This is a genomic window from Allobosea sp. Leaf344 (genome assembly GCF_001426225.1).
GTDB lineage: Bacteria > Pseudomonadota > Alphaproteobacteria > Rhizobiales > Beijerinckiaceae > Allobosea.
Genome location: NZ_LMRT01000001.1, coordinates 554,437 through 580,003 on the forward strand (window position 1 = coordinate 554,437; position 25,567 = coordinate 580,003).

Here is a 25,567-nt window from a genome sequence, read left to right on the forward strand (position 1 = left end):
TTGGGAACCTCGGCTGTTCCTGGTCCCTGATCGGAGTTCCAGCCATGAATGTAGGCGGCTTTTCCGAGTCGATCTGGCATTTCGCCGGATATCTGCGGCTGATCGAGCCGGCCGCGCGCCCGTCCGATCTATTCGACGGCGATCCCTTGCCGCCTCCCGGCGACGAGATCTATGGCCGGCTGTCGGAGACCCTGCCGCCGGCCCAGTTCGAGGAGACGGCGTCCCAGCGTGTGCTGTTCGTCGAGGCGCCTGCGGCCTCCCCTGCTCTGCCGGGGTTGAAGCTCGCGAGCCCCGACTTCAAGCCGATATCGCTCAATCCCTCGAGCTTCCCGGCGCTGCCGCGGCGGGACGCACCGCTGCAGGAGCCTGACATCGCCCTGGAAGGCGGCATCCAGTTCCGCTTCCTCAGCCAGTCCCGCAGCATTTCCGTCGACTACCAGCCGGGCGGAACCGAGACGCTGCTGCAACTGCGCCAGATCAACACGATGGATGATCGCGACGTCATCCTGTCGGACGCTTTGCCCGGCGTGCTGCCCCCGGAGATCGAGACGGGCGCCGCCGTGGCCGAGATGCTGCAGCAGGCGCAGGAGGCGACGCCGGACTCCCTGCCCTTCGAGGCGATCGGCTCGACCCAGGCGCTGATCGCTGCGATCACCGCCCGCGACGCGGCCTGGGCGCAGAGCGGCCAGTCGCCCCATGCCGATCCCGATTACACCCCGCCCTCCGGGCTGATCGTCGACGGCGTCGTCGTCGCCGCCGCGCCCACGGGCCCGACGATCGAGCAGATCGCGCCCTGGCGCGAGGCGGCGAGCGCTCCGACGCAATTCGTCAGCCAGACCGTCTCCGAGGCCGCCTCCACGCTCGGCATCGGCGCCGTGGCCGAGACCGGGCTCAACCAGCAGATCAACCAGGCGGTGATCCTCGACCTGAACGAGGCCGTCGGCTCGATGATCGTCGGTGGCGACGCCTTCTTCAGCCGCGGCATCGTCCAGGTGAACATCCTCACCGACAGCGACCATGTCGACATCGCCATCGAGGGCGCGGGAAGCGTCGGCGTGTTCACCACCGACAACCAGCTGCACAACATCGCGGAATTCGTCACCCACGACATGACCGCCCGCTACAGCGGCGCCGCCGCCACGCCCTACTGGCATGTCGATACGCTGGCGGGCAATTTCTACGATGTGAAGACGCTGGTGCAGTTCAACGGCCTCGAAGACGGCGACCGCACCGTGCAGGCCAGCGAAGGCGCGTATTTCGAGGCCAAGACCGGGCTGAACGGCCAGGTCAATTACGCCATGGTCACAAGTCTCGACCAATACGACATCATCATCATCGCCGGCGACTACCACCGCGCCGACTGGATCTTCCAGTACAACATCATGCTCGATTCCGACGTGGCGAAGCTCTACGCCGCCGGCGGAACGGCCGAGGACGACGTCGCCGTCACCACCGGCTTCAACAGCCTGACCAACAGCGCGAGCATCACCACCTATGACAGCGCCGCCTTCGCCGCGCTGAACGCCGCCCAGCACGACCTGCTCTCGGCTTTGGCCCAGGGCGCGACGGTGCTGACGCCACATGCCGATTGGGGGCTGAACGGCAACATCAGCGGCGAACTCAAGATCCTCTACGTCTCGGGCGATTATTACGACGTCAACGTCATCACCCAGATCAACCTGATGGTCGATGCCGACCAGGCGATCCAGGCGAGTGCGATCGGCGGCGAGCTCGGCGTGGCGGCCGGCGGCAACAGCGCCGCGAACTATGCCGAGATCATCGATCCGGGCACGCTCTCCACCTCCCGCTATATCGGCGGCGAAGCCTATGACGACGCCATCCTGGTGCAGACCAATCTGGTGACGGACGACGACACCGTGACGATCCACGACACCACCACGCTGGTGCCGGAATTCGTCGCCTTCGCGGAACAGACGGAGATGCCGACCGAAGACGCGCCTCCCCTCTGCAAGCCGATCGAAGCGACGCCGCAGGACATCCTGATCTAGCGGGCGAGCCTGGAGCGAGGGGAAGAGGATGAGCAGCGACAAGGCCATCAAGGCAGCCGCACCGTCGGCCTCGGTCGAGAAGGCGACGGCGATGCTTCCGCCCGCCCTGCAGCTCGCCGACCTGCCCGCGCCGGTCAGCGCCAACGCCAATCTCGCGGGCGCTCATCCCGGTGCCGCCCGGGCGGAGGCCAAGACCGCCCCGGCCGAACAGCATGCGCCCTCCACCGTCCGGCCGAAGCTGCCGGTCGGATCCGGCCAGCCGCCCGCGACCACGCAGAGCGGCCATGGCGGCGGCGGCGGGGGCGGTGCCGGGGGCGGCGGCGGGGGCGGACCCGGCCGGCGCTCGCCGATCGAGCAGCGGCTCGGCGACCGCGACTTCAAGCAGGTGCTCGGCAAGGGCCTGGCCGATGCGCGGCATAATCTGCTGATCGTGGCGCTGTTCTCGATCGTCGTGAACACGCTCGTCCTGGCCGTGCCGATCTATCTCTTCCAGATGTCCGACCGCGTGCTCACCAGCCGCAGCCTCGACACGCTGGTGATGCTGTCGATCATCGTGATGGTGGCGATCCTCGCCCATGTCCTGCTCGACATGCTGCGCCGCTTCATCCTGATGCGCGTCGCCGTCGATGTGGAGAGCCGGCTTGGCGCGCCCGTCCTCGCCGCGGCCGCCAAGGCGGCGCAGACCGGCGGCGGCCGCGAATTCCAGGTGCTGGCCGATCTCCAGCAGATCCGCAGCTTCCTGACCGGGCCGGTGATCCTGACCATGCTCGATGCGCCGACCGCGCCGGTCTATCTGCTGGCGGTCTATCTGGTGCATCCGCATCTCGGCTACATCGTCACCGTCGCGGCCATCATCCTGGTGGTGATCGCCTATGCCAACCAGCAGGCGACCGCCATTCCCTTCGCCCGGGCCAGCGCCTTCTCGACCCGCGCGAACATGCAGGCGGAGGCGATGTCGCGGAACGCGCAGGTCATCAACGCCATGGGCATGATCCCGGAGGGCGTGCTGATCTGGGGGCGCGAGACCGCGGAATCGCTGAAGGCCCAGGTGATGGCCCAGGACCGCAACACCATCATGACGGCGCTGTCCAAATTCTTCCGGCTGGGCACGCAGATCGCCATGCTGGGATGGGGCGCCTGGCTGTCGCTGGAGGGGTCGCTGACCGGCGGCATGGTGATCGCCTCCTCGGTCATCGCAGGCCGCGCGCTCGCGCCGCTGGAGGGCACGATCGAGGGCTGGCGCAGCTTCATCCACGCCAAGGCCGCCTTCTCCCGGGTCCAGGCGCTGCTGCAGAGCTCGCCGCTCAATCTGGACCGGCTGAAACTGCCGAACCCGCAGGGGCGGCTCGACGTCGAGCGCATCCTCTATGTGCCGCCGCCCAACAAGAAGGTCATCCTCAACGGCATCTCCTTCAGCCTGACGCCGGGGGAATCGCTCGCTATCGTCGGGGCCTCCGGCTCCGGCAAATCCACCATCGCCAAGATGCTGGTCGGCTCGATCTCGCCGACCGCCGGCAATGTCCGGCTCGACATGATGGATCTGCGCAACTGGGATCCGCGGCAATTCGGCGAAAGCGTCGGCTACCTCCCGCAGGACGTCCAGCTCTTCCCGGCCTCGATCAAGGCCAATATCGCCCGCATGCGCGACGATGGCGACGATGCCGCGGTGTTCGAAGCCTCCGCCATCGCCGACATCCACGAGATGGTGTCGCAATTCGCCCAGGGCTACGAGACCCAGATCGGCATGGATGGCAGCCCGCTCTCGGGCGGGCAGAAACAGCGCATCGGCCTCGCCCGCGCCTTCTACGGCAGCCCCAAGCTCGTGGTGCTGGACGAGCCCAATTCCAATCTCGACGTGCTCGGCGAGCGGGCGCTCGCGAAATCGCTGGAGCGGGCGAAGCAGCGCGGCATGACCGTGGTGGCGGTGACGCAACGGCCATCGCTTTTGCGCAGCGTCGACAAGATCATGATGATCCGCGACGGCGCCGTCCTCGCCTTCGGCACGCGCGACGAGATCCTGCCCCTGATCAGCGGCCAGACCAGCATCGAAGGCAATCCGGCGCCGCCGGTTTGAGCCGCAAAGACCTCGCCGGGGACGAAACACCATGACACCGCAACTGATCATCCAGCCCTGGTATGCCGACGTGCCGCGCAATTCGCGGCTGGCGAAGGTGGCCGGCACGGCCATCATGCTGAGCACGATCATGGGCTTCGGCGTCTGGGGCAATACCGCGCCGATCGCCGGCGCCGTGATCGCGACCGGGATCTTCGTCACCACCGGCCAGAACAAGACGATCCAGCATCTCGAGGGCGGGGTGATCCGCGAGATCGCGGTGCGCGAAGGCGATATCGTCGAACCCGGCCAGCTGCTCATCCAGCTCGACGACGTCTCCCCCCGCGCCGAATTGCGCCGCCTGGCGCTGCGGCGCCTGCGGGCGGAGGCGATCGAGTCACGGCTGACCGCGGAGGCGCAGGGCCAGCCGCGCTGGATCGTGCCGCCGATCCTCGCCAGCCAGACCACGGATCGCGACGCCCAGACGCTGATTCACGCGCAGCTCGCCGCCTTCGAGGCGCGGGCGCGCAACATGGCGAGCGACATCGCCGGCCGGCAGAAGGCCATCGACGCGCTCAACGAACGGATCAACGGCAGCACCCGCCAGCGCGCCGCGGTGCAGCGCCAGGCGCAGCTGATCGAGGAGGAGCTGGCGGGCAAGGCGAAGCTGCTCGAGCGCGGCTATATCCGCAAGCCCGAGATCCTGGCCCTGCAGCGCCAGGCGGCCAATCTGGAGGGCGAAATCGGGCGCATCACCGGCGATATCGGCGATGCCAAGGAACGCATCTCGCGCGAGGTCGAGCTGATCGACGGCGTGCGCAAACAGGCGATCAAGGTCGCGTCCGACCAGCTGCAGGAAATCACCGCCGAGCTGAACGACGTGCGGGAGCGGATGCGCGCCGCGCTCGGCGTGCTGGAACGGACGCGGATCGTCGCCCCGGTTCGGGGCACGGTGGTGAAGCTGCGCTACCACACCTCCGGCGGCGTCATCGAAGCCGGCAAGAGCATCATGGAGATCGTCTCGCTGCAGGATGAGGTGATCATCGAGGCGCGGGTGAGGCCGCAGGACATCGACAAGATCAAGCACAGCCAGCAGGCGGTGGTCCGGCTGACCGCGCTGAACCAGCGCACCACGCCGATGGTCCATGGCCGCGTGATCTACATCTCCGCCGATGCGCTGCCCGACGAAAAGCAGCGCGGCCTGCCCAATGCCTCGGATCTCTATGTGGTGCGCGTCAACCTGGACAAAGCCAGCGTCGCGAAGGTCGAAAATTTCGAGCCGACGCCCGGAATGCCCGCGGAGCTCTACATCCAGACCACGGAGCGGACCTTCTTCCAGTACCTGATGCAGCCCATCAAGGACAGCATGTCCCGAGCCTTCCGCGAATCCTGAGCCGGCGCGGCGCCGGCTCCGGAGATCGCTCCGGCGATCCGGCGCCGGCTCGCTCCACGGGCCGGCCGGAGATGCGGACGATCATGCAGGAGGGGCCGGCTCGCTCCGGCCGGACGATAGCGGGCAGCGATGGTGTCAGGACTGCCGGCGGTGCGGGGAGTTCAGGCCGGGAGCTGCGCGCCGAGACGCGACAGGCCGTCGGGCGGCACATGGCCCGCCATGGCGCCCGCACCGAAATCCAGCTCGAGCTGGAGGGTATCGTCCTCGCCGAGCCCGACATCCGCCAGAGCCGGCGGCGCCGCGGCGACCTCCTGCGGCGGGCTGCTCAGCGCCTTCAGCAGCAGCAGAAACGCCGCGTCGGGCTGCGCCTGCCGCCATTCCGCCAGGGCGTCCATGAACCGCTCGAAGCGGCGCTCGCAGGCCCAACCCGGCTGCGCCCGTTGCGGCGGATCCTGCCAGGGGGCGGGCTGGGCCCAAGCCGCGATCTCGCGCGGTCCCGGCGGGCTCGCGGCGAGCTGCTGCGCCAGCCAGGGCATCATGTCCCGGGCGCGCTGCTTCAATTGGCAGGCGGTGCGCAGCGACACGCCAAGCACCTTGGCAAGCGCCGTGGCGCTGAATTCGGCGCGGCTCGCGGCCAGCAGATAGACAGCCTGCAGCGACACGTGCAGCGGCAGATGGCTGGCGTGGAAGCCCGTGCGCGAGCGCAGCGAGAAGATCCTGCGGCAATCATAGCATTTCCAGGTGCCGGGGCCCGTCGACCCACCCAGCCGCCGGACCCGGTCGCGCGCGCCGCAATGCGGGCAGACGGGACCGTCGGGCCAGGCGACCCGCTCCATCAGCCCATAGGCCGCGGAATCATGACGCAGACACTGAAGCAATGCCATCCCCACCCCCCGCAACGCAACCTGAAGGTTCGGCTTATTGAACGCAGCGTAGTCAGATCTGTCGATGACAGAAACGATAATGATCTCATCGCGCCACAGCCGTCATTGACCGCAGTCAACTTTTTATTTCGCAATGGGATGGAACCGGCTTCTTCGCGATTTCTTCGGGGCGCGATCGGCCCGGGAGGGTCAGGCCGGTTCGCTTATGGCGCAGGGTGCGGCTGTCGAGCCGCGCACCAGCAGGCTCGGCTGCAGCGTCACCCGGCACGGATTCGCGCCCTTCCAATCCGGGCTCGCCTTGCGGAACAGGAAATCGGTGGAGGTCACCGCCAATTCGCGGATCGGCAGGGCGATGGTGGTCAGCCCTTCCCCGCACCAGCGCAGAGTTGGGCTGTCGCTGAAGCCGACGAAGGACATGGCGGACGGGATCGCCACATTCGCGGCGCGGGCGCAATCATAGGCACCGATGCTCATCCTCGCCCCCGCGGTGATCACGGCGGTCGGCCGCTCCGGCTCGGCCAGGATCTCCTGCATGGCGGCATAGCCGAATTCGCTGTCGCAGCTTCCGGCTTTGACCAGGCGTTCGTCGACGGCGAGGCCGGCCTCCCGCAGCGTGGCCCGGAAGCCCTCGAGCCGGTCGCGCCCCGTCGAGATGGCGATCGTCGAGCCGATATAGGCGATGCGCCGATGCCCGAGCTCGATGAGATGGCGCGCCGCGAGGCGCATCGCCTGCGCATCCTCGATGCCGAACCAGTCCGACTCCACCCGGTCGCAATTGCGCACGAACTGGACATGCGGCGTCGTCCGCATCAGCCGCAGGGTCTCCTGCGCCGGGGTCACGCTGGGGATGATGATGAAGCCGAGCGCGCGGGCCGAGCGCAGATTGCGCAGATGCTCCAGCTCCAGCACGGGATCGTCATCGGTCACGGCGAGGACGAGCTGGTGGCCGCGCTCCTGGCAGCAATCGGCGATCGCCTTGGCGGCGGTGGAATAGAAGTCGTTGCGGATATCCGGCACGATCAGCCCGACGATGGAGCTCGTGCCGCTGCGCATGGCGCGGGCCGCGAGATCGACGACATAGCCCAGCCTCTCCGCCGCCGCGGCGACGCGCAGGCGGGTCTCGCGGCTGATCCGCGGGGAATCCGCCAGGGACCGGGCCACCGTCGAGACAGAGAGATCGAGCTCGGCGGCGATGTCCTTCATGGTGGGTGGACGCTTCATTATCGACACATAGACCTTCCGGAGATCATGCGCAATCGGTTGCGCACAGAGGCGACCCGACTGCCACCAAACACCCTACGCCTGGGGCCTGTTTACAGTGACAACGATTGCGCATAGCGTGACCTCCGGAGCGGTTCGCGGGTAGCGGCCCGGGTGAAGCGAGCGGGCATTCTTCGCGAGCCTCGCTCGCCTTGCAAGCGCGCGCGGCTCGCGACGCAGGATCGACCGCCAAGGCCGGAGCATACCGGCCGCCGCAGAAGAGCGACATCAGGAGAGGGAACAACATGGCTTCATCATCGGACGGTTTCGTCACGCGCCGTGGCGTCGTCGGGCTCGGGCTGGCGGCCATCGCCGCGCCCGCGGTCCTCGACTCGGCACGCGCCCAGCAGAAATTCACCTGCCGCATTGCCCATACCGAGGGCATCGGCACGCCGATCACCCTCGGCTTCGAGAAATGGACGGCGATCCTCAGGGAGCGTAGCGGCGGCCGCATCGACGCGCAGCATTTCCCGGCCGCCCAGCTCGGTGGGCTGGCGCAGGCCCTCGAAGGCAGCCGCATCGGCACCATCCAGGTCACCACAGCCGGCCCTGACAGCGAGGAGGCGATCGCGCCGGAGATCGCGGCCTTCGGCGGGGCGCCGGGCTTCATCTACAAGGACGAGGCGCATGTCGACCGCGTGCTCCAGGGCCCGCTCGGGCAGGAGGTCTCGGACATCGCCCGGAAGAAGACCGGGGTGGAATTCGTCGCCTATGGCGAGACCGGCTTCCGGCACATCCTCGCCAAGCGCCCGGTCAATTCGCTGGAGACGCTGAAGGGCCTCAAGATCCGCGTGCCCGAGCTGCGCATCTGGGTGGATTTTTGGAAGACGCTCGGCGCCAATCCGACGCCCCTGCCCTATTCCGAGCAATATTCGGCGCTGTCGACCGGCGTCATCGACGGGCTGGATTCGGATTACTTCTCGATCCTCGGCTTCAAATGGTACGAGCAGGCGAAAGAGGTCACGCCGACGGCGCATTGGTTCCTTCCCAAGGCGGTGCGGGTCAATGCCCGCTGGCTCGACAGCCTGCCGGCCGATCTGCGCGACATGGTCCGCAGCTCCGCCAAGGAGGTCTTCGCCGAGCAGCGGGCGACCAACCGCGCCAATGCCGACAAGACGCTGGCGGAGCTCGAGAAGCTCGGCTGCAAGGTGAACCGGATCAGCGAGGCGGAACGCGCGAAATGGGCGGAGATGACCGCCCCGCTCTTCGACCAGTTCGGCGCCAAGAGCCCGGAGACCAAGGCGATGATCGAGAAGATCCGCAAGCTCGCCTGACCGGGGCCGACCGTCCGCGTCGGCCCGGCCGAGACGGCCGCGGCCGGCCTCCTTTCCGCGCGCTAGCAACAGGCTGATCATGATCGACCAGGCCCAGACCATGACCCCTCCGGCGCAGCATGGCCGCGCCGGCCTGCTGCTCGGCTTCGACCGGGCTTTCGAGGCGCTCTGCGTCGGGCTGATGCTCGGCTCGGCCGCTGTGGCGATCGTGCAGGTGTTCTGCCGCTACGCGCTGGACGCGGCGCTGCCTTGGCCGGAAGAGGTCTCGATCTGGCTGTTCACCTGGGCGGTATTTCTGGGCATGGCACTCGCCGTCGGCCGCCACGCCCATATCGCCATCGACCTGCTCAGCCGCTTCATGCCGGCGCCGCTGCGACGCATCCATGCCGGTTTCGTCGGTGCGATGATCGCCGCGACCAGCTTCATGATGATCGTTCACGGCATCGATTTCGCCGGGCGCGCCATCCAGGTCTCGCCCGCGATGCAATGGCCGCTCTCCTATCTCTTCATCGCGATCGCGGTCGGCGGGGCGCTGAACCTCCTCTACATCATCCGCCCGGCGGGCGGGCTGCCGCAGTTTTCCGGCGCCGTCGCGGTCGCCGCCGGCGGCGCGATCTATCTCGCCGTGCGACATGGCGCGGGGCTGGTCTGGCAGGAGGCCGGCAGCCCGACGGCGCTGATGCTGGTCGCCGGGGTGCTCGTCCTGCTCGAAGTGCCGATCGCCTTCGCGCTGGCCTTCGGCGCCTTCGCCGCCTTCGCGCCGCTCGGCGACATCATGCTGGTGATCGTGCCGCAGAACATGGCCTCGTCGCTGAATTCCTTCACGCTGCTCGCCATCCCCTTCTTCATCATGGCGGCGGCGGTGATGAATGTCGGCGGGATCACCACACGGCTGGTCGCGCTGGCCACCAGCCTCGTCGGCCATTTCCGCGGCGGGCTCGGCCAGGCCAATGTCGTCACCAACACGCTGCTGGCCGGCGTCTCCGGCTCCTCCACCGCCGATGCCTCGGCCATCGCCAAGCTGATGGTGCCGGAGATGGAGAAGCACGGCTATGACCGCGCCTTCAGCTGCGCGCTGACCAGCGCCTCCTCCACTCTGGCGAATCTGATTCCGCCGAGCCTGGGGCTGATCATCTATGCCGCGCTGGCTTCGGTCTCGGTCGGCGCGCTGTTCGTCGCCACGATCATCCCGGGGCTGATGGCCTCGGCTGCGCTGATCATCGTCGTCTACCTCGTCTCCCGCGTGAAGGGCTATGGCGGCGCCATCGCCCCGGCCTCCTGGCGCGCGCGGGGGCAGGCGCTGGCGACCGCGATCCCGGCCCTGCTGCTGCCGCTGCTGATCGTCGGAGGGGTGCGCTTCGGCGTGTTCACCGCGACGGAAGCGGGCGCGGTGGCGCTGGTCTACGCCATCCTGTGCGGGCTCTTCTTCTATCGCTGCCTGAATGGCCGCGACTTCTACGAAGCCGTGCGGGAATCGACCTTCGACACCGTGTCGATCGTGGTGATCATCGCGGCGGCCTCGCCCTTCGCCTGGGTGCTGGCGGCGGAGCAGGTGCCGCAGAAGGTCGCCGCCGCGATGAGCGCCTATGTCGACAGCCCCCTGGTCCTGCTGCTGCTGATCAACCTGCTGCTGCTGGTGGTCGGGCTGTTCATGGAAATGATCGCGGCGATGGTCATCCTGGTGCCGATCCTGGTGCCGCTGGTGGTCTCGGCGGGCTTCGATCCCGTGCAGTTCGGGATCGTCCTGGTGATGAACCTCGTCATCGGCGCGCTGACGCCGCCGCTGGGCGTGCTGGTCTTCACCACGGCCCGCGTCGGCAAGGCCAATGTCGTGGCCGTCTTCAAGGCCGTCATGCCCTTCATCCTGGCGCTGGTCACCGTGCTGATGCTGGTCACCTATGTGCCGTCGCTGACGCTGGCGCCTCTGCGCTGGCTCGGCCCCTGAGACCGTCGGAGCGCGATATGACCAGGCTGAGAATCGGGATCGTCGGCCTCGGCATGGCGGTGACGCCGCATGCCAAGGGCCTGCTCGACCTGTCCGACCGGGTGGAGGTCGCGGGCGCCTTCAGCCCGAGTGCCGAGCGCCGCGCCGCCTTCGGGGCCCGCTTCCCCTTTCCGCTCTGCGACGATCTCGAGACGCTGCTGGCCGATCCCTCGGTCAAGGCGATGCTCGTGCTGAGCCCGGCCAATACCCATCTCGACATCGTCCGGCGCTGCGCCCAAGCGGGTAAAGATGTATTGCTCGAGAAGCCGCTGGAGATCAGCACCATGCGGGCGCAGGAGCTGGTCGCTCTGTGCCGCGACGCCGGGGTCACGCTCGGCATCGTGCTGCAACACCGCTTCAAGCCGGCCGCCATGGCCCTGGCGGATCAGCTCGCATCCGGCCGCATGGGCGCGATCGTCGGCTGCTCGACCGTGATCCGGCTATGGCGCCCGCAGAGCTATTACGACGAGCCGGGCCGCGGCAGCTTCGCGCGCGACGGCGGCGGCGTGCTGATCTCGCAGGGCATCCATACGCTCGATCTGATGCTGAGCCTGGCGGGGCCGATCACCGAGGTCAGTGGCCATGCGCTGACCAGCCCGGTGCACCGGATGGAGACGGAGGACATGGTCTGTGCGGCGGTGCGCTTCGCCAATGGCGCGGTCGGCACGATCGACGCCACGACGGCGGCCTATCCCGGCTTTCCAGAGCGCATCGAGCTGATCTGCCGGAACGCCACGGCCTCGCTGGTCGGGACCGCGCTCGACATCGCCTGGCATGACGGGACGCGCACCCTCATCGAGGCCGACAAGAGCGCCGGCGGCACGGGCGCCGACCCGATGGCGTTTCCCCATGATTACCACCGTGCGGTGATGGCCGACTTCGTCGAGGCCGTAACGAAGGGGCGCGCGCCGAAGATCACCGGCGAGGAGGCGCTGAAAGTGCATCGCCTGATCGACGCGCTGATCGCGGCCGGCCGGAGCTCCTCCCCTGTCGCCGTGGCCACGGGCTGAGGGCCGAGCATGCTGCGTTTCGCCGCCATCGGGCTGGACCACCGCCACATCTATCACATGGTCGCGGAGCTGATCGCCGCCGGAGCGCAATGCGCCGGCTATTGCCCCGAGACATCGGACCCGCGGGTGCTGGACGGGTTCCGCGAGCGTTTCCCCACGCTGCAGCCGGTCGCGCGCGAGCGCCTGCTCGAGGACCCGACGATCGACATCATCTGCAGCGCCGCGATCCCCCGCGACCGCGCCGGCATCGCCATCAGGGCGATGAGCAACGGCAAGGACGTGATGGTCGACAAGCCGGGGGTGACGACGTCGCAACAACTCGCCGAGGTCACGGAATGCGTCGCCCGGACCGGGCGGATCTTCTCGATCTGCTTCTCGGAGCGTTTCGTGGTGCGCGCCTCCGAGATCGCCGCGAAACTGGTGGCGGAGGGCGCGATCGGCGAGGTGGTCAACACGGTCGGGCTCGGGCCCCACCGGCTGAACCGCGCCATCCGCCCGGGCTGGTTCTTCGAGCGGGCCGCCTATGGCGGGATCCTGGTCGACATCGCCTCGCACCAGATCGACCAGTTCCTGTTCTATACCGGGGCGGGCGACGCGGAGATCGTCGCCGCCAGCACGGCCAATCACGCGCTGCCGGAGATCCCGGATTTCGCGGATTTCGGCGAGATCCTGCTGCGCAGCGACAGCGCCACCGGCTATATCCGCGTCGACTGGTTCACGCCGGACAGCCTGCCGAGCTGGGGCGACGGCCGGCTCACGCTGCTCGGCACGAAGGGTTTCATCGAGCTGCGCAAATATCTCGACATCGCCGGGCGGCCCGGCACCGACCATGTCTTCGTCTCGAACCATGCCGGCACCCGGCATATCGATGCGAGCCGCGAGCCGCTGACCTATTTCGGCCGCTTCCTCGTCGATGTCCGGGAGCGTACCGGGACGGCGGCGAGCCAGGCCCATGTCTTCGCCGTCACGCGGCTCTCGCTCGAGGCCGAGGCTATGGCGAGCCGCAGCCGCGAGCCGCAGCCGCGCTGAAGCCGACCCACGCCGCCGCGGCCTTCAGGCCTGCATCTTCCTGGCAGCCGCTGCCCGGAAACCGCATTTCCTCTTTTGCGGGCTATGCTTTAGGACGCTTCCACTTCGTGTTTCGCCCAGATGGGGTCCCGACCATGCCCGCCTATCGCTCGCGCACCACCACCCATGGCCGCAACATGGCCGGCGCCCGCGGGCTCTGGCGCGCCACCGGGATGAAGGACGGCGATTTCGGCAAGCCGATCATCGCCGTCGTCAACTCCTTCACCCAGTTCGTGCCGGGCCATGTCCATCTCAAGGATCTCGGCCAGCTGGTGGCGCGCGAGATCGAGCAGGCCGGCGGCGTCGCCAAGGAGTTCAACACCATCGCGGTCGATGACGGCATCGCCATGGGCCATGACGGCATGCTCTACAGCCTGCCCTCGCGCGAGATCATCGCCGACAGCGTCGAATACATGGTCAATGCGCATTGCGCGGATGCGATGGTCTGCATCTCCAATTGCGACAAGATCACGCCCGGCATGCTGATGGCGGCGATGCGGCTCAACATCCCCACCGTCTTCGTCTCGGGCGGGCCGATGGAGGCCGGCAAATATCTGGCCGACGGCGTGCTGAAGAAGGTCGATCTGGTCGACGCCATGATCTCCGCCGCCGATGATCGCTACACCGACGAGCAGGTCGAGGTGATCGAGCGATCCGCCTGCCCGACCTGCGGCTCCTGCTCGGGCATGTTCACCGCCAATTCGATGAACTGCCTGACCGAGGCGCTGGGGCTGGCGCTGCCGGGCAACGGCTCGGTGCTGGCGACGCATGCCGACCGCAGGCGCCTCTTCGTCGAGGCCGGCCATCTGATCGTCGACATCACCAAACGCCATTACGAGCAGGACGACGCCTCGGTGCTGCCGCGCAACGTGGCCAGCTTCGCGGCCTTCGAAAACGCGATGACGCTCGACATCGCCATGGGCGGCTCGACCAACACGGTGCTGCACCTGCTGGCTGCGGCCCATGAGGCGGAGACGCCCTTCACAATGGCCGATATCGACCGGCTCTCGCGCCGGGTGCCGGTGCTGTGCAAGGTCGCGCCCTCGGTCGCCAACGTGCATATGGAAGACGTCCATCGCGCCGGCGGCATCATGGCGATTCTCGGCGAGCTCGACCGCGCCGGGCTGATCGACACCAGCCTGCCGACGGTCCACAGCGCCAGCCTCGCCGAGGCGCTGGCCCGCTGGGACGTGGTGCAGACGCAGAGCGACAGCGTGCGCTCCTTCTACAGCGCGGCGCCGGGCGGCGTGCCGACGCAGGTCGCCTTCAGCCAGGACCGCCGCTACGCCGATCTCGATCTCGACCGGGCCGGCGGCGTCATCCGCGACGCCGCCCACGCGCATTCGCAGGATGGCGGGCTCGCGGTGCTGTCGGGCAATCTCGCGCTCGATGGCTGCATCGTGAAGACGGCCGGCGTCGACGCCTCGATCCTCACCTTCTCCGGCCCGGCCGTGATCTTCGAGAGCCAGGATGCGGCGGTGGACGGGATCCTCAACGGCAGGGTCAAGCCGGGCGACGTGGTGCTGATCCGCTATGAGGGGCCGCGCGGCGGGCCGGGCATGCAGGAAATGCTGTATCCGACCAGCTATCTCAAATCGAAGGGGCTCGGCAAAGCCTGCGCGCTGGTCACCGACGGGCGTTTCTCGGGCGGCTCGTCCGGGCTGTCGATCGGCCATGTCTCGCCCGAGGCGGCCGAGGGCGGCACGATCGGTCTGGTCGAGGCCGGCGACATCATCGCCATCGACATCCCCAAGCGCAGCATCAGCCTGATGGTGGTGGAGAGCGAATTGCAGCGCCGCCGCGCCGCCATGGAGGCGCAGGGCAAGGCCGCCTGGAAACCGGCGGCCCCGCGCAAGCGCAAGGTCTCGACCGCGCTGAAGGCCTATGCGGCGATGACCACCAGCGCGGCGAAGGGGGCGGTGCGCATCGTCGAGTGAACGGCGCGCGGCGCAGGGCGGCCATGAGCCGCACGGCCATAGTATCGGGCCATTCGCACTGAACGATAGGGCCGGTGCCGCGTTCAGTGAGGCCCTCTCCTCGCCGGCTTGCTCATGACCTATCCTCAGATCGCCTCGCTCCTGCTCGTCTCGGTCATGATGGGCGCCTTTCTGTGGGGGCGCTTCCGCTATGACATCGTCGCTCTGGTGGCGCTGCTCGCGGCGGTGGTGCTGGGGCTCGTGCCGGCGAAGGACGCGTTTAAGGGCTTCTCGGACGACATCGTCATCATCGTCGGCAGCGCTTTGGTCGTCAGCCTCGCCGTGGCACGCTCGCGGCTGATCGATTCCGCCATGTCGCGCTGGCTGCCCTCGCTGCGCTCGACGCAATTGCAGGTGGCCTTCCTCGTCATCACCGTGGCGGTGACCTCGGCGATCATCAAGAATATCGGCGCGCTCGCCATGATGCTGCCGATCGCCTACCAGTTCGCGCGCAAGAACGGCGTCTCGCCCTCGGTCTTCCTGATGCCGATGGCCTTCGCCTCGCTGCTCGGCGGCATCGTCACTCTGGTCGGCACTTCGCCCAATGTGATCGTGGCGCGGGTGCGGGCGGAGCTGACCGGCGAGCCGTTCCGGATGTTCGATTTCGCGCCGGTCGGCATCGTGGTGGCGCTGGCGGGCTGTGCCTTTCTCAGCATCGGCTACAGGCTGCTGCCGCGCGACCGCCGCGGCTCGACCGCGATCGAGCAGGCGCTCGACATCAAGGATTACGTCACCGAGGTGCAGATCGGCGAGACCTCGCCGATGCTGGGAAAGAGCATCGCCGATCTCAAGGCCCTGGCGGAGGGCGAGGTCCAGGTCATCGCCATCCTGCGCGACAGGCACCGCATGCCGGCGCCGCTGCCGGACGCGACGCTGCGCCGGGGCGATATCCTGCTGCTGCGCGGCGAGACCGACGCGCTCGAACATATCGTCGCCGAGGGCCGGCTGACGCTGGTCGGCGACGAACGCAAGGCCAACGAGCCCGAGACCAGCGACCCGACCCAGGCGACCGAGGCGATCATCGGGCCGCAATCGGTGCTGATCGGGCGCTCGGCCGGCGATGCGGAACTGCATACGCGGTTCGGCCTGCATCTGCTCGCGATCAGCCGGTCCGGCGAGCGGCTGAAGGAGCGGCTGCGCGACATCCGCCTGCGCGCCGGCGACGTGCTGGTGGTGCAGGGCGACGAGAGATTGCTGCCGGAGCGGCTGTCGGAGCTGAATTTGCTGCCGCTCGCCAATCGCGTGGTGGCGTTGGGCAGTGCCAGGCCGGTGCTGGTCACCGCCAGCATCGTCGCGGTGACCGTACTGGCGCTGGCCTTCGGGGTGGCGACCGTGCCGATCGTCTTCTTCTCCGCGGCGGTGCTGCTGATCGCCCTGCGGGCGGTGCCCTTGCGCGACGCCTATAAATCGATCGACGCGCCGATCCTGCTGATGCTGGCCGCGCTGATCCCGGTCAGCGACAGCCTGCGCACCACCGGCACCACGGATCTGCTCGCCGGCTGGCTGGCGCAGTTCGGCGGCGATCTGCCGGCCTGGGGTGCGGTCGCCATGATGGTCGCCGCCGCCATGGCGGTGACGCCCTTCCTCAACAATGCGGCGACGGTGCTGGTGATGGCGCCGATCGGCGCCGGTTTCGCGGCGCAGCTCGGCTACAAGCCCGACGCTTTCCTGATGGCGGTAGCGATCGGCGCGGCCTGCGACTTCCTCACCCCGATCGGCCATCAGTGCAACACGCTGGTGATGGGTCCGGGCGGCTATCGCTTCAGCGATTACGCCCGGCTTGGAGCGCCGCTCACCCTGCTGGTGCTGGTGCTCTCGGTGCCGCTGATCCTGTTCGTCTGGCCGCTGCGCTGAGGCGAGCGCCGCCGCGGTTCGGCGCAGAGAGGAGGCGCATGCCATGGCGACGACCCAGCAGGACCGCACAGATTTCCCGACGGCGGCCGGGATCTTCCTCGGCGGCTATCGGCTCTGGCGCCCGTCACCCGCGCGCCCCGCCGCCTGATCGAGCGTGCGCTCGAGGCGCCGCATCACCGGGCTGACGCTCGCACCATGGAGCAGGATCGACATGAGGATGATCAGGGACAGCGTGCTCCAGGCGCTCCTGGCGCCCTCGAAGCTGGCATGGCCGAGGCCATAGGCGAGGTAGTAGATCGAGCCGATGCCGCGAATGCCGTAGACGCTGATCACCGCGCGCTCGCCCGTGGCGACACCCGTGCCGATCAGCGCGATCCATCCCGATAGCGGCCTCACCACGACGATCGCGATCAGCCCGAAGGCGAGTTCGCGCCAGCCGACGCCCCAGAGCAGCCCGCCGGCGATCAGCATGGCACCGAAGGCGACGAGGATCGCCATCATCAGCAGGCGTTCGAGCTCCTCGGCGAAATCATGCAGCTTCTCGTGAAATTCATTGTCCCGCTCGGTCGCGCGCAGCGTCAGCGCCGCGACGAAGACGGCGAGAAAGCCATAGCCATGGGCGAGTTCGGCCACCGCATAGGCGACGCAGGTGATGCCGAGCGCGACGAAACCGTCGCCGGTGCGCGAGAGCTTGGCGCGGTTCGGCAGATGGAACACCAGAAAGCCGAGGAGCCGACCGGTCAGCAATCCGACTCCGAGCCCCGCGCCGAGCTTCCAGACGACGTCGATCGCCAGCCATTCGCCCAGCCAGTCCGGCTGCGTCGAGGCGGCGGCGAGCGCGATCGCGGCATTGACGAAGGGAAAGGCGAGCGCGTCGTTCAGCCCCGCTTCCGATGTCAGGGCGAAGCGGGTCTCGCCCTCCTCGCCCGAATTCGGCGGGCCGACCTGGATGTCGCTGGCGAGGACGGGGTCGGTCGGGGCGAGGGACGCCGCCAGCAACAGAGCCGTGGCGGCGCTGAAGCCGAGCAGCCCATAGCCGAGCAGCGCCAGAGCGAGGATCGTCAGCGGCATCGCGATGCCGAGCAGGCGCCAGGTCAGGATCCAGCTGCGCCAGGCGAGCCTGCGGTCCAGCTTAAGGCCCGCCCCCATCAGCGAGATGATCACGACGAGCTCGGTCAGGCGCTCGACCAGCGCCAGGTGATCCTCGGGATGGGGCACCGGCCAGGGCAGCCATGAGGAGGCGCCGAGCGCCGCGCCGATGGCGACGCAGATGATCGGCAGCGAGAGGGGTGCCCGGCTCAGCACCATGGGAAGCCAGGCCGTCAGCAGGACGAGGCAGCCGAAGCCCAGCAATACCAGGATATAGAAGTTCACCCGCCACCGCCTCCCCGGGACCGTCCGCAAGGCGAAGGGCGCCGCCGCCCGCCGTCAGGGCACCAGCGCCCGTAAGGGAACGAGCCAGGGGCGGAAGGGTTGCGTCCCCCCGGCCGGGATCAGCGGTCGATGCGCGTCGAGAGGATGATGGACGAGAGCGTCCGCTCGACCCCCTCCAGCGCGCCGATGCGGTCGATCAGCCGGTCGAGCTCGCCGATCGAGCCGGCTGCGACGATCGCGATCATGTCGAAATGGCCGCTGACCGAATGCAGGCAGCGCACCTCGCCGATCAGCCGCAGCTCCGCCTCGACGCGCGCGGCGAGCTTGGGCAGGGCGGTGATCAGGACATGTGCCCGCACCAGCCCCTTCTCGTGATCATCCGACAATTGCGCACGGTAGCCGGCGATGACGCCGCGCCGTTCGAGACGCTCGATGCGGCCCTGCACAGTGGTGCGGGACAGCCCGAGCTTGCGGCCGAGCTCGGCCACCGGCGCACGGGCGTTGTCGGCGAGCAGCGACAGGAGGTGGCGATCGGTGGCGTCCATCGGCGTATCGCAAATCTCATTCGTCGATCCGCCGAAAACCCGGAGTGTTTACGGCGGAAGCTACGGTTCTAATCGACGGCGTCGCCTGACACCATCCCCGTCTCGATTCTAGGGGGAAGCATATGCGCGACGTCGTGATCATGGGTGCGGGCAAGATCGGCAGCACCATCGCCGATCTCCTGGCCGGAAGCGGAGACTACAAGGTCACCGTGGCCGACCGCTCGGAGCTGCAGCTCGCCGGCATCCGCAAGAGCGAGCGGGTGGCGACGGAGGTGGTCGACATCACCAATTCGGCACAGCTCGACCGCCTGCTGGCCGGGCGTTTCGCCGTGCTGAGCGCCGCCCCCTATGCGCTGACCACACGGATCGCCGAAGCCGCGGCCCCGCTCGGCGTGCATTATCTCGACCTGACGGAAGACGTCGCGAGCACGCGGCGGGTCAAGGAACTCGCGCAGAGCTCCAGCGCCGCGCTGATCCCGCAATGCGGGCTGGCGCCGGGCTTCATCTCGATCGTCGCGGCGGATCTGGCGCGCGACTTCGACAGCATCGACAGCCTGAAGCTTCGGGTCGGCGCGCTGCCGCAATACCCATCGAACGCGCTGGGCTATAATCTGACCTGGAGCACGGACGGTATCATCAACGAGTATTGCGAGCTTTGCGAAGCAATCGTCAATGGCGAGCGCGTGCTGGTTCCGGCGCTTGAGGAGCGGGATGAATTCTCGCTCGACGGCGTGGCCTATGAGGCGTTCAACACCTCCGGCGGGCTGGGAACGCTCTGCGACACCCTGCAGGGCAAGGTCCGCACGCTGAACTACCGCACCATCCGCTATCCCGGTCACTGCATGATCATGAAGACGCTGCTGCAGGATCTGCGGCTTTCCGAGCGGCGCGACGTGTTGAAGGACATCTTCGAGAACGCGCTGCCGAGCACGCTGCAGGACGTGGTCATCGTCTTCGTCACGGTGAGCGGGCGCAAGGCCGGACGGCTGGTGCAGGAAACCTATGCCAACAAGGTCTATAGCCGCCTCGTGCAGGGGGTGATGCGCAGCGCGATCCAGATCACCACCGCGGCCGGCATCTGCACCGTGCTGGATCTCTTGTCGCAGGGGGCGCTGCCGCAGCAGGGCTTCGTCCGGCAGGAGGATATCGGGCTCGACCTCTTCCTCGCCAACCGGTTCGGCAAGGTCTATGCGCGGCCGCAGGATCTCGGGGCCGCCGATCAGGCCGCCTGAGGCGGCGCGGCGCATGACCCGCGCAAGCGCCTCATGCAGCGGCGGAATGGCGCCGATCGGCTTTGCGCTCTAACGGGGGTGGGGCATGGCGACCAACCCCTTGGAGACGAAGACGATGAGCCCGACCAGCGATGACGGCCCGATCGAGAGCATCCGCTTCCATGGGCTGGAGGCGGGGCCTCGGCTGATCGTGCTCGGCGCCGTGCATGGCAACGAGGTCTGCGGCCCGCAGGCGATCGCCCGTGCCATCGAAGATTGCCGCGAGGGGCGGCTCACCATCCTGCGCGGCGAGGTCACCTTCGTACCGATCGCCAATCCCAAGGCCTATCGGCAGAAGACGCGCGAGGGCGATCGCAATCTCAACCGCGACATGCGGGAAAAGCCGCAACCGGCCGATTACGAGGACCGGATCGGCAACCGGCTCTGCGCGCTGTTGCGCGGCCATGACATGCTGCTCGACATCCATTCCTTCACCCGCGAGGGCCCGCCCTTCGTGTTCTTCGGGCCGGAGGACAATACCGGCACGCTGGAGCCGTTCAGGCATGCCCGGGCCGAGGCCGCCTTCGCCGCCTGCCTCGGCACGCGGCTGCTGATCCATGGCTGGCTCGACATCTATGCGAGGCTGATCGGGGCGCGCGAGCGGCTCGGCCTGCCGCCGCTCTCGCTGACCGAGGGGTTCGGCACCACGGAATATATGCGCTTCGCCGGCGGCTATGGCGTGACGCTGGAATGCGGCCGCCATGACGATCCGGCATCGGCGGATGTCGGCCATGCCGCCATTCACAATGCGCTGGCGCATCTGGGCCTGACCGATTCGCTGCCGCCGCCGCCCCCCCGCCCGGCGATCATTCATATGGACGAGCTCGTGCTCTGCGAGGCGCCGGGAGACCGGCTCGAAGGCAATTGGAACACCGGGGATGCGGTCGCCGCGGGCCAGCTGATCGCGCGCCGCGCCGATGGCGAGCCGATCAGCGCGACGCGCGACAGCATGATGATCTTCCCGAACACCACGCCCAAGCCCGGCGAAAGCCTGTGCTATCTCGGGGTCACCAGCAGCCGCGGGCTCTAGACCTCCCGCCCGCGGTCACGCGGGGTTGTGCCAGCTGGTCGTCCAGATCTCGGTGATGACGCGCGCCGGCGTCTTCAGGAACAGCCGGATCGTGGCCGTCTCGCCCTTGGGCAGGGTCATGTCGAGCATCGCCCGAAAACCCTTGCCGACCGGGTTGGGGTCGAGGATCACGCTGCGGATGGCGCCCGCCGAGGTCGTCGCATCGATCGCCACCTTGTCGGGTGCGCCGAGATGATAGGCGAGGTCGCCGCCGATGAAATCGACGATGATCCGCCGCCGCGCATCCGCCTGCCCCTCCGCCGGCACGGATTCGACGAAGCTGCTGCCGGCCTGGCCCAGCGCGTTCAGATGGTCCGTAGTCGAGAGCGCGGTGATGCGATAGGCGAAGCGATGCTGCCTCCCGGGCTCGAGCGGCGCCGCCGGCACCCAGCAACAGCCGATATTGTCGAACACCTCGTTGTCGGTTGGGATCTCGATGAGGTCGACGCGGCCCTCGCCCCATTCCCCGGCGGGCTCGACCCAATAGCCCGGCCTCGCGTGGTAATGCGCCTCGAGGTCCTGGTAGTGGCTGAACTGCCGGTCGCGCTGCATCAGGCCGAAGCCGCGCGGGTTACGGTCATGGAAGCTCGAGATGCGCAGGCTCTGCGGATTGGCCAGCGGTCGCCAGAGCCATTCGCCGGCGCCGTTATGGATCATCAGCCCGTCGGAATCATGGACCTCGGGCCGGAAGCCGGTGCGCTGGTCGCCATCGGCCTCCCCGGCCCAGAACATCGAGGTCAGCGGCGCGATGCCCAGCCGGGTGATCATCACCCGCGGCGTCAGGGTCGCCGTCACATCCACGGTGGTGCGCTCGCCCGGCGTCACGACGAAGCGGAAGGCGCCGGCGACCGACGGCGAGTCGAGCAGGGCGTAGATCGTCAGCGCGGCGTTCTCGGCGGTGGGCTCCACCAGCCAGAGCCGGCGGAAGAAGGGGAATTCCTCCGGCTGCGCGCCGCCGATGTCGATCGCCAGCGAGCGGGCCGACAGGCCGTAGCGATGCTCGCGACCGAGGAAGCGGAAATAGCTGGCGCCGAGGAAGGAGATCACCTCGTCATGCACCGTCGGCTGGTTCAGCGTGGTGGTGACGGCGAAGCCCGCGAAACCCAGCGCCGGGGAGAGCCGGGCCGGAACCTCGGCCTTGCCGTATTCGAAGAGCTCGCGCGTGAACGGGATCGGGATCGGCGGGCCCTTGCGCACGATGCTGATCTCCACCGGGCGATCGTGCAGGAAGCCGAGATGGAACAGATGCAGCCGGAAATCCGCACCGCTGTTCTGCCAGAAGGCCTTGTCGCGCAGGAAGCGGATCTCGCGATAGCTGTCATAGGTGAGCTTCTTGAGCATCTCGGGGATCGCCGGGATCTCCGCGTCGAAGGGACGTTCGCCGAGTTCGCGCGCCTGGCGCTCGACATCGCCGAAGCCGAAGGCCGCGGCGCCGCTCTCTGGCCGCGGCTGCGCCAGCACGGCACCGGCCGAGCTCAGCATGGTCGAGCCGAGCATCGCCAGGAACAGCCGTCGTGACGCGGAAATTGGCATGGGCAGACCTCGCTTCACCGGCTCTCGGCCGGGCGCAGACGGGCAAGGCGTTGCGGCATGGCGACGACCCCCCCGAGCAGCACCGATCGCACCGCCAGCCGCCAAACCCGGCACTGGCCGCCTTTGTTCCTGAGCCTGCGCCCTTACGGCATGCGGCGGGCGCTCCCAATCCGCCGGAGCTGGTCTATGATGGGCCATCACAGCCGAAGCGGCCGCATCGCAACGCGCGGCAGACCATGGAGAAGCGTTCCGTCATGACCATCCACCAGCCGCCGCTCGCCCCCGCCATCGACCCCGTCCTGCTCGACAGGCTCGCCGAGACCGCAATTAGGGTGGGGCTGAACCTGCAGCCCGGGCAGGATCTGTTCCTGACCGCGCCGATGGCGGCGCTGCCGCTGGTCCGGCGCATCGCCGAGCACGCCTACAAGGCCGGGGCCGGGCTGGTGACGCCGTTCTTCTCCGATGAGGAGATCACGCTGGCGCGCTATCGCTACGCCGCGGATGCGAGTTTCGACCGGGCGCCGGGCTGGCTCTACCAAGGCGTCGCCAAGGCCTTCTCCGAGAACACCGCCCGCCTCGCCGTGGTCGGCGACAATCCGATGCTGCTGGCGCAGGAGGATCCGGCCAAGGTCGGACGCGCCAGCAAGGCGAATTCGCAGGCCTATCAGCCGGCGCTGGAGAAGATCGCCGGTTTCGACATCAACTGGAACATCCTGGCCTATCCCAGCGCGTCCTGGGCGAAGCAGGTGTTTCCCGGCGAGCCGGAAGAGATCGCGGTGGCCAGGCTCGCCCAGGCGATCTTCGCCGCCTCGCGCGTCGATCTCGACGATCCCGTCGCGGCCTGGGCGGCGCATAATACCGGTTTGCGCAGCCGCACCGGCTGGCTGAACCAGCAGCGCTTCCACGCGCTGCATTTCAGCGGTCCGGGCACCTCCCTCACGGTCGGCCTCGCCGACGGCCATGAATGGCAGGGCGGCGCGTCGACGGCGCGCAACGGAGTGACCTGCAACCCCAACATCCCGACGGAGGAGGTGTTCACAACCCCCCATGCCAGGCGTGTCGACGGCCATGTCAGGAGCACCAAACCTTTATCGCATCAGGGCTCGCTGATCGACGGGATTTCGGTGCGTTTCGAAGGCGGTCGCATCGTCGAGGCGCATGCCGGCCGGGGCGAGGCGGTGCTCCACAAGGTGCTGGAAACGGATGAGGGCGCGCGGCGGCTCGGCGAGGTGGCGCTGGTGCCGCATTCCTCGCCGATCTCGAAAAGCGGGCTCTTGTTCTTCAACACCCTGTTCGACGAGAACGCCGCCTGCCATATCGCGCTCGGCCAATGCTATTCCAAATGCTTCGTCGACGGCGCCTCGCTGTCGCCCGAGCAGCTGGCGGCGCAGGGCGGCAATACCAGCCTGATCCATATCGACTGGATGATCGGCTCCGAGGAGATCGACATCGACGGCGTGCATGAGGATGGGCGGCGCGTGCCGGTGTTCCGCAAGGGCGAATGGGCTTGAGGATCGGGCGCCTGCCCCCCACCTCACCAAGATGACGAGCGCCATCCGTTTCGACAACAGCTATGCGCGGCTGCCGCCGCGCTTCTTCGAGCCGACGCTGCCGACTCCGGTCTCCAAGCCGCGGCTGATCCGGCTCAACCGGGAGCTGGCGCTGCAGCTCGGTCTCGACCCGGAATGGCTGGCGAGCGAGGCCGGCGTGGCGATGCTGGCCGGTAATGCGACGGTGGAGGGCTCGACGCCGATCGCCACCGCCTATGCCGGGCATCAGTTCGGGCATTTCGTCCCGCAGCTCGGCGACGGCCGGGCGATCCTGCTCGGCGAGGTGATCGACCGCGACGGACTGCGCCGCGACATCCAGCTGAAAGGCTCGGGCCGCACCCGGTTTTCCAGGGGCGGCGACGGGCGCGCCGCGCTCGGCCCGGTGATGCGCGAATACGTCATCAGCGAGGCGATGGCCGCCTTCGGCATCCCGACGACGCGGGCGCTGGCCTTCGTCACCACCGGGGATGCGGTGGTGCGCGAGCAGTTCCTGCCCGGCGCCATCCTGACCCGCGTGGCCGCGAGCCATATCCGCGTCGGGACCTTCCAGTTCTTCGCCGCGCGGCGGGATGTCGAGGGCATCACGGCGCTGGCCGACCATGTCATCGCCCGCCATTACCCGGCTTGTGCCGAGGCCGAAAACCCCTATCTGGCGCTGCTCGAAGCGGTGATCGCCGCGCAGGCGAAGCTGGTGGCGCAATGGCTGCTGGTCGGCTTCGTGCATGGGGTGATGAACACCGACAACATGTCGATCGCCGGGGAGACCATCGATTACGGCCCCTGCGCCTTTCTGGAAGCCTATGACACCGACACCGTGTTCAGCTCCGTCGACGTCAATGGCCGCTACGCCTATGGCAACCAGCCCTCGATCGCTTTGTGGAACCTGACGCGGCTGGCCGAGACTCTGGTGCCGCTGCTGGCGCCGGACAGCGCGGAGGCGGTCGAACGCGCGCAGGCGGCGCTCGGGCAGTTCGGCGCGCAGTTCCATGCCCATTACGACGCGGGGCTCGCCCGCAAGCTCGGCCTCGCCGGATCCGACCCCGCCGATGACGCGCTGATTCGCGACTGGCTGGCGCTGCTGGCGCGGCACGAGGCCGATTTCACGCTGAGCTTCCGCCGTCTCGCACAGGCGCCGAGCTCGGCGGAGGCGCAGGCCGCCCTGCGTTCGCTGTTCGGCGCGGATGCGCAATTCGAGGATTGGCTGGGCCGCTGGCAGGCGCGGATCGAGCCCGAGCAGGCGGCCGAGACGATGCGCCGCGCCAATCCCGCCTATATCCCGCGCAACCACCAGGTCGAGGCGGCGATCGCCGCGGCAACGGAAAATGCCGATTTCGGGCCGTTCGAGGCGCTTCTGGCGGCGCTGGCGCGGCCTTTCGACGAGCAGCCGCAATTCGCCGGCTACGCGCTGCCGGCCAAGCCGGAGGAGCGTGTGCTGAGAACTTTCTGCGGGACCTGAGAAC

The 25,567-nt window shown here is 68.3% G+C and carries 18 protein-coding genes; 13 read left to right on the forward strand and 5 right to left on the reverse strand.

The window, feature by feature from the left end; genetic code table 11:
- Positions 1 to 44: 44 nt before the first annotated feature.
- Genes ASG72_RS02620 through ASG72_RS02630 form a run of 3 tightly spaced genes read left to right on the forward strand, consistent with a single transcriptional unit; the run spans position 45 to position 5,455 of the window.
- Positions 45 to 2,009 (forward strand): hypothetical protein, encoded by a 1,965-nt coding sequence (locus ASG72_RS02620; RefSeq protein WP_056708571.1) that lies wholly within the window; start codon positions 45 to 47, stop codon positions 2,007 to 2,009.
- A 28-nt stretch (positions 2,010 to 2,037) separates the two neighbouring features.
- Positions 2,038 to 4,083 carry a type I secretion system permease/ATPase gene (locus ASG72_RS02625; RefSeq protein WP_082540016.1) on the forward strand — a complete coding sequence of 682 codons (2,046 nt, stop codon included), beginning with the start codon at positions 2,038 to 2,040 and terminating at the stop codon, positions 4,081 to 4,083.
- Between the two features lie 31 nt (positions 4,084 to 4,114).
- Positions 4,115 to 5,455: an HlyD family type I secretion periplasmic adaptor subunit gene (locus ASG72_RS02630; protein ID WP_056708574.1), complete on the forward strand. Its 1,341-nt coding sequence runs from the start codon at positions 4,115 to 4,117 to the stop codon at positions 5,453 to 5,455.
- 161 nt (positions 5,456 to 5,616) lie between these two features.
- Here the strand turns inward: ASG72_RS02630 and ASG72_RS02635 are convergent, their stop codons facing one another.
- Both ASG72_RS02635 and ASG72_RS02640 read right to left on the reverse strand, forming a co-directional pair.
- On the reverse strand, positions 5,617 to 6,339 hold the full coding sequence (locus tag ASG72_RS02635) for a transposase (RefSeq protein ID WP_082540017.1): 723 nt from the start codon (positions 6,337 to 6,339) through the stop codon (positions 5,617 to 5,619).
- A 189-nt stretch (positions 6,340 to 6,528) separates the two neighbouring features.
- The gene (locus ASG72_RS02640) at positions 6,529 to 7,542 is read right to left on the reverse strand and encodes a LacI family DNA-binding transcriptional regulator (RefSeq protein WP_162246180.1); all 1,014 of its coding nucleotides are present in this window, start codon (positions 7,540 to 7,542) and stop codon (positions 6,529 to 6,531) included.
- 302 nt (positions 7,543 to 7,844) lie between these two features.
- Here ASG72_RS02640 and ASG72_RS02645 point away from each other — a divergent pair, with 302 nt between their 5' ends.
- The 6 genes from ASG72_RS02645 (at position 7,845) to ASG72_RS02670 (ending at position 16,765) form a co-directional block, all read left to right on the forward strand.
- Positions 7,845 to 8,873 carry a TRAP transporter substrate-binding protein gene (locus ASG72_RS02645; RefSeq protein WP_056708582.1) on the forward strand — a complete coding sequence of 343 codons (1,029 nt, stop codon included), beginning with the start codon at positions 7,845 to 7,847 and terminating at the stop codon, positions 8,871 to 8,873.
- 79 nt (positions 8,874 to 8,952) lie between these two features.
- Positions 8,953 to 10,818 (forward strand): TRAP transporter large permease subunit, encoded by a 1,866-nt coding sequence (locus tag ASG72_RS02650; protein WP_200939876.1) that lies wholly within the window; start codon positions 8,953 to 8,955, stop codon positions 10,816 to 10,818.
- 17 nt (positions 10,819 to 10,835) lie between these two features.
- Positions 10,836 to 11,867 (forward strand): Gfo/Idh/MocA family oxidoreductase, encoded by a 1,032-nt coding sequence (locus ASG72_RS02655; protein WP_056708585.1) that lies wholly within the window; start codon positions 10,836 to 10,838, stop codon positions 11,865 to 11,867.
- A gap of 9 nt (positions 11,868 to 11,876) precedes the next feature.
- Positions 11,877 to 12,896, forward strand: coding sequence for a Gfo/Idh/MocA family oxidoreductase (locus tag ASG72_RS02660; RefSeq protein WP_056708587.1), 1,020 nt, complete (start codon positions 11,877 to 11,879; stop codon positions 12,894 to 12,896).
- Between the two features lie 134 nt (positions 12,897 to 13,030).
- Positions 13,031 to 14,872, forward strand: a complete 1,842-nt coding sequence (ilvD, locus tag ASG72_RS02665; protein ID WP_056708590.1) for a dihydroxy-acid dehydratase — start codon at positions 13,031 to 13,033, stop codon at positions 14,870 to 14,872.
- Positions 14,873 to 14,986: 114 nt separating this feature from the next.
- Complete coding sequence (locus ASG72_RS02670; protein WP_056708591.1) at positions 14,987 to 16,765, forward strand: SLC13 family permease; 1,779 nt, start codon at positions 14,987 to 14,989, stop codon at positions 16,763 to 16,765.
- Between the two features lie 105 nt (positions 16,766 to 16,870).
- On the opposite strand, the gene ASG72_RS02675 is transcribed toward ASG72_RS02670, so the two are convergent.
- Together ASG72_RS02675 and ASG72_RS02680 are read right to left on the reverse strand one after the other, a co-directional pair.
- Positions 16,871 to 18,139, reverse strand: coding sequence for a cation:proton antiporter (locus ASG72_RS02675; RefSeq protein ID WP_082540018.1), 1,269 nt, complete (start codon positions 18,137 to 18,139; stop codon positions 16,871 to 16,873).
- Positions 18,140 to 18,258: 119 nt separating this feature from the next.
- Positions 18,259 to 18,684 carry an Lrp/AsnC family transcriptional regulator gene (locus tag ASG72_RS02680; RefSeq protein ID WP_056708596.1) on the reverse strand — a complete coding sequence of 142 codons (426 nt, stop codon included), beginning with the start codon at positions 18,682 to 18,684 and terminating at the stop codon, positions 18,259 to 18,261.
- Positions 18,685 to 18,806: 122 nt separating this feature from the next.
- Here ASG72_RS02680 and ASG72_RS02685 point away from each other — a divergent pair, with 122 nt between their 5' ends.
- Both ASG72_RS02685 and ASG72_RS02690 read left to right on the forward strand, forming a co-directional pair.
- The gene (locus ASG72_RS02685) at positions 18,807 to 19,916 is read left to right on the forward strand and encodes a saccharopine dehydrogenase family protein (RefSeq protein ID WP_056708599.1); all 1,110 of its coding nucleotides are present in this window, start codon (positions 18,807 to 18,809) and stop codon (positions 19,914 to 19,916) included.
- A gap of 85 nt (positions 19,917 to 20,001) precedes the next feature.
- Positions 20,002 to 20,985, forward strand: a complete 984-nt coding sequence (locus tag ASG72_RS02690; protein WP_200939877.1) for a succinylglutamate desuccinylase/aspartoacylase family protein — start codon at positions 20,002 to 20,004, stop codon at positions 20,983 to 20,985.
- 15 nt (positions 20,986 to 21,000) lie between these two features.
- On the opposite strand, the gene ASG72_RS02695 is transcribed toward ASG72_RS02690, so the two are convergent.
- Positions 21,001 to 22,557: a glucan biosynthesis protein G gene (locus ASG72_RS02695; RefSeq protein ID WP_162246181.1), complete on the reverse strand. Its 1,557-nt coding sequence runs from the start codon at positions 22,555 to 22,557 to the stop codon at positions 21,001 to 21,003.
- A 254-nt stretch (positions 22,558 to 22,811) separates the two neighbouring features.
- Here ASG72_RS02695 and ASG72_RS02700 point away from each other — a divergent pair, with 254 nt between their 5' ends.
- Together ASG72_RS02700 and ASG72_RS02705 are read left to right on the forward strand one after the other, a co-directional pair.
- On the forward strand, positions 22,812 to 24,068 hold the full coding sequence (locus ASG72_RS02700) for an aminopeptidase (RefSeq protein WP_056709901.1): 1,257 nt from the start codon (positions 22,812 to 22,814) through the stop codon (positions 24,066 to 24,068).
- A gap of 31 nt (positions 24,069 to 24,099) precedes the next feature.
- On the forward strand, positions 24,100 to 25,563 hold the full coding sequence (locus ASG72_RS02705; protein ID WP_056708604.1) for a protein adenylyltransferase SelO: 1,464 nt from the start codon (positions 24,100 to 24,102) through the stop codon (positions 25,561 to 25,563).
- Positions 25,564 to 25,567: the final 4 nt, after the last annotated feature.

Coding starts and splice junctions, on each gene's coding strand:
- ASG72_RS02700 (WP_056709901.1), top strand. CDS start 22,812: ATGACCATCCACCAGCCGCCGCTCGCCCCCGCCATCGACCCCGTCCTG.
- ASG72_RS02695 (WP_162246181.1), bottom strand. CDS start 22,557: ATGCCAATTTCCGCGTCACGACGGCTGTTCCTGGCGATGCTCGGCTCG.
- ASG72_RS02690 (WP_200939877.1), top strand. CDS start 20,002: ATGGCGACCAACCCCTTGGAGACGAAGACGATGAGCCCGACCAGCGAT.
- ASG72_RS02680 (WP_056708596.1), bottom strand. CDS start 18,684: ATGGACGCCACCGATCGCCACCTCCTGTCGCTGCTCGCCGACAACGCC.
- ASG72_RS02670 (WP_056708591.1), top strand. CDS start 14,987: ATGACCTATCCTCAGATCGCCTCGCTCCTGCTCGTCTCGGTCATGATG.
- ASG72_RS02655 (WP_056708585.1), top strand. CDS start 10,836: ATGACCAGGCTGAGAATCGGGATCGTCGGCCTCGGCATGGCGGTGACG.
- ASG72_RS02630 (WP_056708574.1), top strand. CDS start 4,115: ATGACACCGCAACTGATCATCCAGCCCTGGTATGCCGACGTGCCGCGC.
- ASG72_RS02625 (WP_082540016.1), top strand. CDS start 2,038: ATGAGCAGCGACAAGGCCATCAAGGCAGCCGCACCGTCGGCCTCGGTC.
- ASG72_RS02660 (WP_056708587.1), top strand. CDS start 11,877: ATGCTGCGTTTCGCCGCCATCGGGCTGGACCACCGCCACATCTATCAC.
- ASG72_RS02705 (WP_056708604.1), top strand. CDS start 24,100: ATGACGAGCGCCATCCGTTTCGACAACAGCTATGCGCGGCTGCCGCCG.
- ASG72_RS02650 (WP_200939876.1), top strand. CDS start 8,953: ATGATCGACCAGGCCCAGACCATGACCCCTCCGGCGCAGCATGGCCGC.
- ASG72_RS02635 (WP_082540017.1), bottom strand. CDS start 6,339: ATGGCATTGCTTCAGTGTCTGCGTCATGATTCCGCGGCCTATGGGCTG.
- ilvD (WP_056708590.1), top strand. CDS start 13,031: ATGCCCGCCTATCGCTCGCGCACCACCACCCATGGCCGCAACATGGCC.
- ASG72_RS02645 (WP_056708582.1), top strand. CDS start 7,845: ATGGCTTCATCATCGGACGGTTTCGTCACGCGCCGTGGCGTCGTCGGG.
- ASG72_RS02685 (WP_056708599.1), top strand. CDS start 18,807: ATGCGCGACGTCGTGATCATGGGTGCGGGCAAGATCGGCAGCACCATC.
- ASG72_RS02620 (WP_056708571.1), top strand. CDS start 45: ATGAATGTAGGCGGCTTTTCCGAGTCGATCTGGCATTTCGCCGGATAT.
- ASG72_RS02640 (WP_162246180.1), bottom strand. CDS start 7,542: ATGAAGGACATCGCCGCCGAGCTCGATCTCTCTGTCTCGACGGTGGCC.